This window comes from Desulfosediminicola ganghwensis, assembly GCF_005116675.2.
GTDB classification, from domain to species: domain Bacteria; phylum Desulfobacterota; class Desulfobulbia; order Desulfobulbales; family Desulfocapsaceae; genus Desulfopila; species Desulfopila ganghwensis.
On sequence record NZ_CP050699.1, the window covers coordinates 3,722,048 to 3,734,492 of the forward strand.

Annotated in this window: 11 protein-coding genes; 3 read left to right on the forward strand and 8 right to left on the reverse strand. The window is 47.5% G+C overall.

The genetic code is table 11. The features are described from left to right. The first annotated feature begins 335 nt into the window (after positions 1 to 335). The 3 genes from ftsY (at position 336) to FCL45_RS15870 (ending at position 3,899) form a co-directional block, all read left to right on the forward strand. Positions 336 to 1,754 carry a signal recognition particle-docking protein FtsY gene (gene ftsY, locus FCL45_RS15860; RefSeq protein WP_136798269.1) on the forward strand — a complete coding sequence of 473 codons (1,419 nt, stop codon included), beginning with the start codon at positions 336 to 338 and terminating at the stop codon, positions 1,752 to 1,754. 18 nt (positions 1,755 to 1,772) lie between these two features. Further along, a complete protein-coding gene (locus tag FCL45_RS25325) occupies positions 1,773 to 2,600 on the forward strand; it encodes a DnaJ domain-containing protein (RefSeq protein ID WP_136798270.1) in 828 nt (275 codons plus the stop codon). Between the two features lie 111 nt (positions 2,601 to 2,711). Next, on the forward strand, positions 2,712 to 3,899 hold the full coding sequence (locus FCL45_RS15870; protein WP_136798271.1) for a pyridoxal phosphate-dependent aminotransferase: 1,188 nt from the start codon (positions 2,712 to 2,714) through the stop codon (positions 3,897 to 3,899). A gap of 92 nt (positions 3,900 to 3,991) precedes the next feature. On the opposite strand, the gene FCL45_RS15875 is transcribed toward FCL45_RS15870, so the two are convergent. The 8 genes from FCL45_RS15875 to lpxD all read right to left on the reverse strand — a co-directional run bounded on the left by FCL45_RS15875 (position 3,992) and on the right by lpxD (position 12,408). After that, positions 3,992 to 5,314: a patatin-like phospholipase family protein gene (locus tag FCL45_RS15875; RefSeq protein WP_167495808.1), complete on the reverse strand. Its 1,323-nt coding sequence runs from the start codon at positions 5,312 to 5,314 to the stop codon at positions 3,992 to 3,994. Between the two features lie 53 nt (positions 5,315 to 5,367). Then, entirely contained in the window at positions 5,368 to 6,711 is a 1,344-nt protein-coding gene (gene der, locus FCL45_RS15880) for a ribosome biogenesis GTPase Der (RefSeq protein WP_136798273.1), read from the reverse strand. 251 nt (positions 6,712 to 6,962) lie between these two features. Continuing rightward, positions 6,963 to 8,030, reverse strand: coding sequence for an aminoglycoside phosphotransferase family protein (locus tag FCL45_RS15885; RefSeq protein WP_136798274.1), 1,068 nt, complete (start codon positions 8,028 to 8,030; stop codon positions 6,963 to 6,965). Positions 8,031 to 8,084: 54 nt separating this feature from the next. After that, positions 8,085 to 8,972: a nucleotidyltransferase family protein gene (locus tag FCL45_RS15890; RefSeq protein WP_136798315.1), complete on the reverse strand. Its 888-nt coding sequence runs from the start codon at positions 8,970 to 8,972 to the stop codon at positions 8,085 to 8,087. Between the two features lie 59 nt (positions 8,973 to 9,031). Next, entirely contained in the window at positions 9,032 to 9,874 is an 843-nt protein-coding gene (locus tag FCL45_RS15895; protein ID WP_136798275.1) for an LpxI family protein, read from the reverse strand. An 8-nt stretch (positions 9,875 to 9,882) separates the two neighbouring features. Then, positions 9,883 to 10,677: an acyl-ACP--UDP-N-acetylglucosamine O-acyltransferase gene (lpxA, locus tag FCL45_RS15900; RefSeq protein WP_136798276.1), complete on the reverse strand. Its 795-nt coding sequence runs from the start codon at positions 10,675 to 10,677 to the stop codon at positions 9,883 to 9,885. A gap of 200 nt (positions 10,678 to 10,877) precedes the next feature. Beyond that, the gene (gene fabZ / locus FCL45_RS15905) at positions 10,878 to 11,330 is read right to left on the reverse strand and encodes a 3-hydroxyacyl-ACP dehydratase FabZ (protein WP_136798277.1); all 453 of its coding nucleotides are present in this window, start codon (positions 11,328 to 11,330) and stop codon (positions 10,878 to 10,880) included. A gap of 22 nt (positions 11,331 to 11,352) precedes the next feature. Beyond that, the gene (gene lpxD, locus FCL45_RS15910; protein ID WP_136798278.1) at positions 11,353 to 12,408 is read right to left on the reverse strand and encodes a UDP-3-O-(3-hydroxymyristoyl)glucosamine N-acyltransferase; all 1,056 of its coding nucleotides are present in this window, start codon (positions 12,406 to 12,408) and stop codon (positions 11,353 to 11,355) included. Positions 12,409 to 12,445 lie beyond the last annotated feature (37 nt).

A 12,445-nucleotide genomic window follows, 5' to 3' on the forward strand; every position in this document is an offset into this window, starting at 1 on the left:
ACGTTGTAGCCCCTCTTGCAAAACAACCGGAATAGCTCAATGTTCAAACAGGTCTGGAGAAATAAATGATATGTGTTTCAGGGCCATAGCCCATGTTCTACAGGGCCGGTTTGCACGGCCCACTCTACAGTAATGCTGTTGTCCGGAAATGCAAATGAAATCCTCCTGATCCGGGATCTATTTTTCGACACTCCTAACATTTCTCAATCAAGCCCGGGACCTTTTCTGCGCTTTTTGTTGCGCAATTCTGGCTGAGTCCGTATTATGAGAGATTGACTTTAACCTAAATAACCTTGAAATTTTTCCTTTATTTCAAAAATCTGGCAGGAATAGCTATGCTAAGCTGGTTTAAAAAGAAATTCACTAAACAAGAAGCTAAAAAACCAAGTGAGGATCAGAAAATCCCGGTCGCGCCACGCGAAATGGGAGAAACTACTCCTCAATTGGACGAAGATACCATAACCCAGGTTGAAGAATCAGTCTCTACTGCCGAACACGTAGAGGTAGAGGAACCTATCGATAGTTCTGCTGATTCCGATACAGATCTCGTTGAACGCAAAATCACATCGCAAGATGAGCTGGAGACATCAGACAACCAGACTATTGAACTTAAAGATTCTATTGAACAGCCTACAGAGCCTGAAAGCAGCGAAATCGCAGCTTCAGAAACTCCTGCAGAAGCTGAGATTGTGGACCAACCTGATGAGCTCCCAGTTAGCACAGAACAGGCTCAGGAAATTGAGCGTGATCTGCCAGAGCCCGAGACTGAGGTCAAATCACCGCTTGAAGTACTCGGAGAACCTGCAACCAAGCCAAAAGAGAAAGGCTTCTTCTCAAAACTTTCTGATCGTCTCACCAGGACCCGCGAGAACTTCACCTATCAACTTGATTCCCTCTTTCTTGGCAAGAAGCTGATCGATGCTGATCTTCTCGATGACCTCGAGGAACTACTCATCACCGCAGACCTTGGTGTTTCAACTACCCAGGAGATTCTTGATTATGCCAGAAAAAAGGTAAAAAGAGACGCTCTCTCGGACCCTGCAGCCCTTAAAGATATCATCAAAGAGAAATTAAAGTCATTTATCGTCGATTATCAATCTGATGCCGCACTGGTTATGCCGGACAAGGGGCCTTTTGTCATTATGGTAGTTGGGGTCAACGGTGTAGGCAAAACCACCACCATTGGTAAAATCGCTCACAAATTCAAGCAATCCAAGCAGTCAGTACTGCTCGTCGCAGCCGATACCTTCCGTGCTGCAGCCAGCTCTCAGTTAAAAATATGGGGAGAGCGGAACAACGTACCTGTTATCGCCCAGCACGAAGGTGCGGATCCTTCATCTGTAGTATATGACGGTATCGCTCACGCAACAGCCAAGGGATATGACGTTGTTCTGGTTGATACCGCCGGCAGATTGCATACCCAGACTAACCTGATGGAAGAGCTTAAGAAAATCAAAAGGGTCATGGCTAAGCAGCTCAAAGGTGCGCCACACGAAGTTATGCTGGTAGTTGATGCCACCACCGGCCAGAACGGTATCTCCCAGGCAAAGCTTTTCGACGCCGCAGTAGATCTGACAGGGATAACACTGACTAAACTGGACGGTACCGCTAAAGGCGGTATTGTGGCTAATATCTGTAAAGAACTAAAAACTCCTATCCGTTTTATCGGTGTTGGCGAACAACTTGAGGATCTCAGGGATTTTGATCCTGATGAATTCATCGAGGCCCTCTTCGCCGGCAAGGAAGTTTCATAAAGCTAAGGAAAACCAACAATGCAATATCAACGTCGGCAGCAACCTGGATGCGGTGGCTGCCTGCTCATTATACTGCTCATAGTCTTCGTCACAGGGGGGGCTCCTGCACTCATCAACTTTATGGGCGCCCTGTTTTTCTCAGGCATAGCTGGTGTCTTAATTTTTCTCGCTCTTTTCTGGGGCTTTTCATTCTGGGTAAAAAGAAAGGTTGCCACCTACGAGCAATCCCAGACCGAGAGCCATAACCGCTTCGTCTGGCTGCTTGTTCACATTCTGGTACACATCGCCCGCATAGACGGCCAGATTACTCGCGATGAAGTTCAGACCATTCAAAGATTCTTCCAGCATAATCTGCGCTATAACCAGACGAAGATGCTCTGGCTGAAAGAGCTAATTAAACAGGCGACAGCCTCTGAAGTCTCTCTGCAGACACTGTTGCAGGAATTTAAGAGCAACTTCGCCTATGAGCCCCGGCTTATACTGCTGGAGCTTGTCTATCAAGTGCTCTACACCAAATCCACTGTACCTGAGAGTGAACTCAAAATCGCCCGGGACATTGCAGCATTTCTTGATATTTCAGTATATGACCAGCGTACCATAGAGGCTAAATATAAGTATCGAAGCCACCAGCAAACTGCCAGAACCATAGACAGAGCTGCCCAATACTATGCCGTTCTGGGTCTTGAACCTGAGGCATCTGAGGATGAAATCAAAAAAGCCTACAGAAAACTCAGTATGAAATATCACCCTGATAAGGTTCGCCACCTTGGTGATGAATTCAGAAATGTTGCGGAAGAGAAAATGAAAGAGATCAATGCCGCCTATGATTTCTTTAAAAAGCAGTAAAGTAGTCACAGGCAAACGTAGCACCCCGAGATAAAACGATTTGAAAATCCCGGTACTTCCCTTACAGGTGCTACCGGTTTTTTTAGAATTTCACTGTAAGGAGAATACGAAATGTCCATTTCTTTGAAAATGAAGGGATTTGCCGAAAAATCCTCGTGGATCAGAAAGATGTTTGAAGAAGGCGCACGACTCAAAGCTGAATTCGGTGCTGAAAACGTTTTCGATTTCAGTTTGGGAAATCCTGATGCTCCACCACCCGCAGAGTTTTACGACGTTATTCAGCGAAGAGCAGCGGACACCAGCCCCGGCGTTCACTCTTATATGCCCAACAACGGCTATCCCTTTGTACGGGAAGCTATCGCTGCCAAGATGAGTAAAGAGCAGCAGGTCACCATTGACCCTGCCGATATGCTTATGACCTGTGGTGCCGCTGGTGGCTTGAACGTGGTTATAAAGGCTCTGCTGAACCCCGGCGAAGAGGTGATCATCCTGGCACCATTTTTTGTCGAATACCATTTCTATGTCGACAACCATGGTGGGGTTACCAAAATCGTAGAAACCGATGAGGAATTCAACCTCGACCTGAAGGCGATCGAAGAAGCTATTACCGAAAAGACCAAAGCGATTATCATCAACTCGCCAAATAATCCCACCGGCCAGGTTTATTCACAGGAAGCACTTAAAGAACTGGGTCTGCTGCTGGATCAAGCCGGCAAAAAATTCGGCACCACCATTTATATGCTTTCTGATGAGCCATATCGCAAAATCATTTTCGATGGTTTCAGCGTACCTTCCATTTTTGCCGCCTACCGCAACAGCATAATCGTTTCCAGCTACTCTAAAGACCTGTCACTGCCGGGTGAACGAATCGGCTACCTCGCTGTCCACCCTGAGGCAGAAGAAAAAGCATTGCTGGTAGGTGCCCTGAACCTTGCGAATAGAATCCTCGGCTTCGTCAACGCCCCGGCCCTGATGCAACGGGTTGTAGCTGAACTCCAGGAGGCGTCAGTCGATAACTCCATCTACTCAAGAAGACGCGACTTGTTCTGCAAGATACTCGATGATGCCGGCTTCGAGTACCTCCCGCCAAAAGGCGCCTTCTATATATTCCCCAAGACTCCGATTGAGGACGACGCAAAATTTTGTGCGATCCTGCAGGAGGAGAAGATTCTGGCAGTTCCTGGAAGAGGTTTCGGTAAACCAGGCTTTATGCGTCTCGCATTCTGCGTTCCGGATGAGGTGATTGCCAATTCAGCCGAAGCATTCAAGCGAGCCATGGCTAAAGCTCAATCTCTGTAATTCGTAAATAGAGTTACCTGAAAAAAAAGAGAACACCCCAATGGCTGATGCCATTGGGGTGTTTTGGGTAACAGACATAATCCTTGCAGTTTTCACTGAATATCGTCTAAAAACCGCAGATACTCCCTATTCGCCAGCAACAACTCTCTGCCGGCCTCAATTGCTCCATCAACCTGTTTACCCGTTAAAGAAAAGGTAGTCGGTATCTGATTGAGAAAAAAGCGCTGCTCCTCATCCGTAACCTGATTAAAATCCAGCTCGACAAAGTAGTGTTCCACCTCCCGAGTCTCGTCCGAAAGCTCTTGCGCCCAATCCTGCAGCGCAGTGTTCAACAAATCCATAGTTGCTGCATTATAGCGGTGTAACTGAATATCTGTAACAGCACCCATAAATTGCTCAACTCCAGGAGGACTTTTGCTCTGTTCTAATTCGTACTGGGGTCTGGTAGAGGCATTGACCGATATAACAAGAAGTTTTGAGGCAACTGGAGCCCCTCTTATTTCGCCGAACAACTCGCGGATTCCTCCGGCAGCATCGACGGTTTCATACAGCGCCAGCAGACCAAGGTTATCAGTTATTCCACCATCCACCAAATGTATGTAGGGACGTTGCTTTTTATCAGCATAGCTTGACAGGCCGTCAAGTAAATGCCTGGTCTGATGACTCTGCCCTGTGTGATCAGCAACTGCCTGGATGAAGGGTGATGGTGGCGGACAATCCTGATAATTTTTCAGAACTACCGGATTAAAAAGTACAGGAACCGCACTTGAAGCAGTTACGGCTCTGGCAACCGGATAGGAACTGATATCAGAGCAAAGCAGCGAAAAATAGTTTTGGGTGAACGCAAAACGAATGCCAGCGCCGAGGTCCGAGGCATTTATGATGATAAAGGGGCCGTCAGCACGATTTAAATCCGCAAAGGTCGCTCCATCAAAAAGCACCTTTTCGTAATAACTAATCGCTGTCTCAGTACGACCATGCTCGGAGAACCAGCTCCTTGGACTTAAAATCCTTGATAGGAGTTCGGAAGCAACATCTCTGCGTAAAAATCGTTTCTCGTAATCGGAAAAAACCCGATCCCCATGGAGACCGAAGTAGGCCGCGGTAAAGCTGCCGCCTGAAACAGATGTTATCACATCCACCTCATCCAGTAAGCGGCCTGCCCTGCCCTCTATCATCAGGTCAGTGTCACGTAATGCCTCCAGGACACCATAGGACATTGCTGCAGCACGGCTGCCACCTCCTGAAAAAGCCAGAATGACAGCGAAATCATCCTGCGTCGAATTATTCCCTATCCGTCCAAAACCATACGACTCTTTCTCCCCGTATGTCGGCAACCCGGCAATATTACTTATTTTACCTTGAGTTGCGCATCCGGAGAGAAACAATAGAACAACCAGCAGCCAATAGTGCATGAGCTGATACCTGTTGAGTCCATTGATGGCAAGGTTCGATATCACAAAAGTGATTATTTTTTCTTACCACCTGATTTTTCTTTAAAAATCAGCTGAATGGGAACCTTGTCCAGGCCAAGTCCGTCACGAAACTTGTTGGAAAGATATCGCTGGTACGAGAAATGCACACCTTTGGCGCTATTGCTCATAACGACAAATTTTGGCGGTCTGGTGCCAACCTGTGAGGTGTAGAAGAATTTGAGGCGCTTATTTTTGTAAATAGGCGGCGTATGTGCTTCCGTGGCTTCCTGCAATAACTTGTTCAGGGCAGCGGTTGGGAATTTTGCCTTGTATTGACGGTACACAGCACCAATCACCGGAAAGAGACGCTTCACGCCAAAGCCGGTCATGGCGGATACCTTCAAAAGCGGGGCAAATCCCACGAAAGGTAATTGTCTGCCGATCTCTGCCAAGAGGTGATCCTGACGCTTCTTGTCATCCTTGATCAGATCCCATTTATTAACGAGAATAATGAGACCCCGGCCATGATCGAGCGCATAACCGATAACCTTGGTATCCTGCTCGGTGATTCCTTCATCGGCATCAATCAGGATAACCGCTACGTCACATTTTTCCAGTGAAGCCAGCGATTTGAGAATACTGAATTTCTCAAGCTTATCCTTGGTCTTGCCTTTCCGGCGGATTCCTGCGGTGTCGATCAGCAAATAGCTGAATTTACCGTGGGTAAGTATGGTATCGACAGAATCACGGGTGGTGCCGGAAATCTCTGAAACCACCATTCGCTCCTCACCGACAATCCGATTGATCATCGATGATTTGCCTACGTTGGGGCGACCAAAAAACGCGACCTTGATAGTATCATCCGGTAGTTCCGGCCCACTATCACCTTCGTCGATGGTCTTAACCAGACCATCCATCAGGTCGTTAAAACCATAGGCATGCTCTGCAGATAACGGCCAGATCATCTCTATACCCAACTCATAGAATTGAGAGAGAATCTCCATTTCCTGCTTGGGAGTATCGATCTTATTGACTACGTGGTAGATCGGCTTGTCGATTCTACGCAGCAGTTCAACAACTTCGTAATCCGCAGGGGTAAGGCCTTGTTTACCATCCATGAGAAAGATTATGATATCAGCTTCCTCAATGGCAGCCAGCGCTTGCTCGCGGATATGGTTTACCAGCAAGTCTTCGGGGTTGTCATCGATACCACCGGTATCGACGAGAATAAATGTTCGATCTCCCCAGACTACCCGTTCATAGTGGCGGTCACGGGTAACACCCGGTGTGGGATCGACGATTGCATTGCGAGATTTGGTAACCCTGTTGAACATGGTCGATTTACCCACATTCGGGCGACCTATCAGGGCTATGATTGGACATGTTGGATTTGCCATAATTTATATTCCTTTGTTGAAGCAAAGGGTGGTTGTAACCGATAGTAAGAAACTTTGCATCCTTTTCCCGCAAAATCAGGCAAAACAGGCCAGAATCAACGACAGGCCACAACTCTTGCCATTTTCTTTTCTGCCATACAACCAGTTAAGGCTTTTGTTTTTTAATTACCCGTGAAATCAGTCGTGGTATTGAAATAATTTCTAAGAATCCAGCCATAAACAGGCGACACTAAAACATCAATAAGGAATAATCACTGTTCAGAGAGAATATCACGTGCCTTCTTGAGCACCCCGGCAAGAACTGTACACACTGGTGTATCAGAAACAGCCATCTGCTCAGCAACCAGTATTGTCAGAGATCGTACTGCAGGCTCAATATAATCCTTAAAAAACAGCTTGCCACGCACATTACTTAAGAATGCAAATGCACCTATAATCTGAAGGTTGCGCTGTATAGCAAGTAACAAATATTGCCGATAAAATTCATCTTTGCTAATTCCACTCATTCCACTGAGCTGGAGATGGTAATAGTCAAACAATTCTCTCTGGAACCAATTCGGCAGGTCAACATAGGGATCGATCAACAATGATGCAAGATCATAACCTAACGGCCCGAACCTACCTCCCTGGTAATCGATTATGCGCGCATCACCGTTGGTTATCATCACATTTCTTGACTGGAAATCCCGGTGCAACAAATAGTCTATCGGAATTCCTGAGACGTGTTCTGCAAGCATCCCAAATTCATCAATAAGACCATCGGGCACTTCCTGTTTCAATAAGCCCTGCCAGAACGCACGAAGAAAATAACCTGACTCCCGCTCGAGCATAAGCTCACGGTCATATCTTGGCGTATCCCAACACCAATCCTGGCAAAAGCCGCGAACGCCATCACACTGCAGGGTAAGAAGCTGATCTATGGTTTTCCGGTAGTACTCACGGGCAGCAACCGCATCCTGATCGTTGTTAAGATCCAGCCGTATTATCAGGCTTTGGAGATGCACATCCCCCAAATCTTCATAAACCAGCAGGTAATGCCGGGGATCAAAGCCACAGATTTCCGGTACGGAAACCCCAACCTGCTGCAGATGAGAACCAATCTTCCAGCTCGAAACCGCCTCGGCACATTCTTTCTCACCAGCATCTTTTGCCGGTGCAACAGCGACATATCGATGTCCTGCACCAGACTCGACCCTCCAGAACCTGCGGATCGAGCCGTCACTGCTCATCGCCTTGACACGGACTTCAGCCTTACTGGTTCCCTGCTTTTCTAAAAGCAGGTTTTCGATAGCTTCGTGCATTTTATCAGAATATTTCAATATCGAACCTGCCTCTGGTCATCCCTTTCACTCATCTTACATGTTGCTGCCAACTTATAAGCCATCCGGACTAATCGATATAAGCTCATTGTCGGCGATGTGTCCAATGGGTAACTCCACCCCGTCCCAGACAACTGTACGAGACAGCTTCACATCCTGAATCTTCGATGCACCAAGTGCACACCAGTCCGCAAGCTTATTTTCTCCAACGACAGTCAGCTTGTCACTCACCAGAAAAGCATTGTCATCCTGATATTCAAAGTCCTGCCATCGGGGAATCTTGCCGGTCAGTAATCCTTCATGCAGTTCCAGATAATCGTCAGGGGTTCCCATATCAGTCCAGAAACAGTCATCGGCTCGGAATACGCCAAGCTGAACCCGTTCTTCAAGCAGTTTCCGATAATGACCGATTATGCAACTGTTCGCACCATCAGGCAGCGATTCGAGAATAGACGGATCCAACACCTGCAGACCGGTAAACGCCAGTTTTCTACCCGCTGCATCGGCTGCAAAGCTTTTAACACGACCACCTGCGACAGTAACCTTATTGAACCTGCTGCAATTATGCATGGCCATGGTCACTGCACAATCATTGCCAGCGTGTTCCTTCATCACCTGACGATAGTCGATAGTGTGATAGATATCACCATTGGTAACCAGAAGGGGCTCATCAGCCATATGTTTCAGTGCGTAGCGCAAGCCACCGCCAGTTCCGAGAATGGTCTCTTCCGATTGAACCACAACCCCTTCAAAACCGGCCAACGCAGACTCAATCTGATTTCGCAGATGATGGCAATTAACAATAATTCGGGAAAAACCAAACCGCTGCAATCGCCTGATTGTGAGTAACAGCAACGGTTGGTTCAGAATTGGGAAGAGTGGTTTGGGCTTTACCCTGGTATGGGGTAGTAGCCGGGTGCCAAAACCGGCTGCGAGGATCATTGCCTGCACGGGGACCTCCAATTCAGCGTAAAATCAGCCCAATAAGTTGAACAACACATCTAGAACAGCAGCGTGCCGTCAGGCTGTTCCGTCACTCCAACAACTATGATGCCTGCATCGTTCGCAGCGCGAACCATTGCCTCACGATCAAACAACAGTGCCTGGCCAGCTTCTACAGCCAACACAGACCCCTTAACACTATGTAATGACTCAATGGTCTGAATACCGGTCGCCGGCAAATCAAAACGAAAATCCTGATCCGGCTTTTTGACTTTGACAACGACAGCTTTTTCTTTTGCCAACGCACCACCACGTTTAATTGCCGCGTCGGTGCCTTCGATAGCCTCAACAGCAACCACTGTGAGATCGCGAACCACTACACATTGACCGATATCAAGCCTGCCAATCGCCCTGGCATGCTGCCAGCCAAATTCGATGTCCCGGCGCTGCTGTTTGGAGGGCTTTTTTCTGGTCAGTACTCCGTGAGGAAACAGCAAATGTTCAAGATACATGGTCGATTCACGGACCTTGATACCATCCTTTTCAAGAACAGCAGCTATCGCGCGCAAGATGGCATCATCCTGCTTGGAATCAATCTTGTTCCAGAGGGTAAGAGCCTTCAGGTCCGGCATGATATCCCGAAATATCTGGGTCTTGGTGATTGTTCCAAGAAATACCGTTTCAGCGACACCATGGGACTTGAACCAGGAAATCAACTTGCCCAGCTGTCCAAGTTTTATCCAACAGACATCATCCGCTGCATCCGCTACCCGCTGGTCCGTCTCATTTTTATGGGCAATAACCATCACCCGGCGACCTGCCTTCCGGGCCGCCTCGATAAAAAGCAGAGGAAACTGACCTCCACCGGCGATTATACCAATAGTATTTGGATCGATTGCCATATTACCCATCAATTTTCAGTACGTCGTACAACACCACGCTTAGAACTCTCGAAAAATTCGATAAGCTGGGCAACTTCATCGCAATCGGTAATTTCCATTTTTGCCTGTTCCAGCGCATCTTTTAGTAACAGATCCGGTGATCTGAAGATGATTCTGAAGGCTGTATCCAGTTTGCTGATTGTTTCTTTGCTGAAACCGTTTCTCTTGAGACCTATTTTATTCAAGCCGGAGATTCTGGTTCTGTTTCTGGTGCCGGCAATAATCACAAAAGGTGCGACATCCAGGCTGATTCCAGATACTCCACCAATATAACTGAATGAACCGATACGGCAGAACTGGTGTATCGCAACAAGGCCACCGATAGAGGCGCGATCTCCCACTTCAACATGGCCTGCCAGGGTGGCCACGTTGGCAAGAATGATATTGTTGCCAAGTTTACAGTCATGGGCGATATGCGTATATGCCATGAGCAGGTTGGAGTTACCGATAATGGTTTTTCCCGGGCCTTGCGGTGTTCCTCTATGAATAGAAGCATACTCACGAATCTGGTTATCGTCTCCGACAATCAGTTCGGTAGGTTCCCCTTTGTAGCTGAGATCCTGCGGAGCACCTCCCACCTTGGCGAAAGAGCTTATAAGGTTCCTCTTCCCTATAGTTGTGGGGCCCGAGATAACGGCGTGGGGCTCTACCGTGGTTCCTTCATCTATGCAGACTCCGGCTTCAATTACGGCATAAGGGCCCACAACTACAGAACTATCGAGTTCAGCTTTGGGGTCAACAACTGCTGTTGGATGGATATTCATAATGTACCAAGTTTAAAATGTTTTGTTTTTTCAACAACAAACATGAAATTTTCTGCTGCCAATAAATCACATCAAAGTCCGAAGGTCTACAATTTCTTAATATAACACTGATCGTACCGATGGCCATCTACCCACGCAGATCATGACTTTTCGGCAATAGGGTAAATGGCCATCAATCTCTTTTCAGTGCTACCTGGAGACTAAGAGTAGGACGCCATCATTTCGGCTTCGGCAACCAAAGCGTCATCTACATACGCCTTGGCTTCCATAACCATGATGTTTCTTTTCTTTTTCAGAAGTTTTACTTTATATATCAACTGATCTCCTGGAACTACCGGCTTTCTGAAACGTGCTTTGTCTATTCCGGCAAAAAAGATCAGCTTGTTGCCTATGGCATCCTGATCGGCATAAAAAGTCATAATACAGCCAACCTGGGCAAGACCTTCAAGGATGAGTACACCCGGCATAACAGGCTTACCTGGGAAATGTCCCTGGAAGAACTGTTCGTTGATGGTCACGTTTTTCAGCGCTGTGACTTCCTCACCAACTTTCATATCCAGAACCCTGTCCACTAGAAGAAACGGATACCTGTGAGGTACCAGATCCATAATGCCTACAATATCTATATTTTCCGGAGCGGGGATCTCGCTCATACTCTCTCTCCTTTATCTAATTTCATTTCTCATTTTTTGATATGTCTTCCTGTAGAGCGGCAACTGCTTTTTTCAGCTTCCGCACATCGCTGTTCAGTTCAGGAAGTTTATTATAAACCATTATCGATTTTGCCCAGGATTTAATGGGCAATGCCGGCCAGCCACCTACTTTGGCGCCTTTAGGCAGTGAGTGATGTACTCCACCGCCAGCCGCAACCATTACCTGGTCATCCAGATGAATGTGCCCATTTACAGCCGCCTGACCCGCCAGTACCACATTCCTCCCTAGAGAACATGAACCGGCTAGTCCCACTTGCGAAATTATCAGAGAATTTGGACCAATAACCACATTATGGCCAACCTGCACCAGGTTATCAATCTTCACTCCCGACTGAATCCATGTTTCGCCAAAAGCTGCCCTGTCTATACAGGCATTAGCACCTATCTCGACATCATCATCAATACGGACGATACCGACCTGGGGACGTTTCACATGATTGCCCATAGCGTCCGTTGCATAGCCATAGCCATCAGCGCCGATCACAGTACCGGAATGAATAATCACCCGGTTACCGAGGATACACCCGTTGGCGATGGTAACATTCGCCTTCAATACAGTATCATCGCCAATCGCAACGTCATCACCGATCACAGTGCCGGCCTCAATAGTCACCCGTCTGCCAAGCATGACCCTCTTGCCTAGTACAACCATTGGCCCGATACTCACATCTTCAGGTACTTCGCACTCATCATCCACAAAAGCACTCGGATGGATGCCTTTGGCCACAAATGGTTCAGCCAGAATATGATTATGGATTATGGCGGAGGCCAGATACGGGTCTTTAACCCGTATGGTTGGAATCTCAAGGCTTTGCTCCACATCCAACGGCACTATTGAAGCCGTCGCCTTACTGCCCTCAAGCCGGTCAAGTTCCGTGGCCTTGACCAGAAAGGTCAGATCGCCCTGCTCTGCCGCTTCCAGAGAGGCCAGATTGGATATAGTAACCTCACCATCACCAACCAACTCTCCACCAACCAGCTCTGCCACTTGTGCCAACGGTATATTTTTCTTAATCATATTCACCTTCAGGTTGCCTGGGTATTCTTCATTTGAA

Coding starts and splice junctions, on each gene's coding strand:
- FCL45_RS25325 (WP_136798270.1), top strand. CDS start 1,773: ATGCAATATCAACGTCGGCAGCAACCTGGATGCGGTGGCTGCCTGCTC.
- FCL45_RS15895 (WP_136798275.1), bottom strand. CDS start 9,874: ATGGCAATCGATCCAAATACTATTGGTATAATCGCCGGTGGAGGTCAG.
- der (WP_136798273.1), bottom strand. CDS start 6,711: ATGGCAAATCCAACATGTCCAATCATAGCCCTGATAGGTCGCCCGAAT.
- lpxD (WP_136798278.1), bottom strand. CDS start 12,408: ATGATTAAGAAAAATATACCGTTGGCACAAGTGGCAGAGCTGGTTGGT.
- fabZ (WP_136798277.1), bottom strand. CDS start 11,330: ATGAGCGAGATCCCCGCTCCGGAAAATATAGATATTGTAGGCATTATG.
- FCL45_RS15890 (WP_136798315.1), bottom strand. CDS start 8,972: ATGATCCTCGCAGCCGGTTTTGGCACCCGGCTACTACCCCATACCAGG.
- FCL45_RS15870 (WP_136798271.1), top strand. CDS start 2,712: ATGTCCATTTCTTTGAAAATGAAGGGATTTGCCGAAAAATCCTCGTGG.
- ftsY (WP_136798269.1), top strand. CDS start 336: ATGCTAAGCTGGTTTAAAAAGAAATTCACTAAACAAGAAGCTAAAAAA.
- FCL45_RS15875 (WP_167495808.1), bottom strand. CDS start 5,314: ATGCACTATTGGCTGCTGGTTGTTCTATTGTTTCTCTCCGGATGCGCA.
- lpxA (WP_136798276.1), bottom strand. CDS start 10,677: ATGAATATCCATCCAACAGCAGTTGTTGACCCCAAAGCTGAACTCGAT.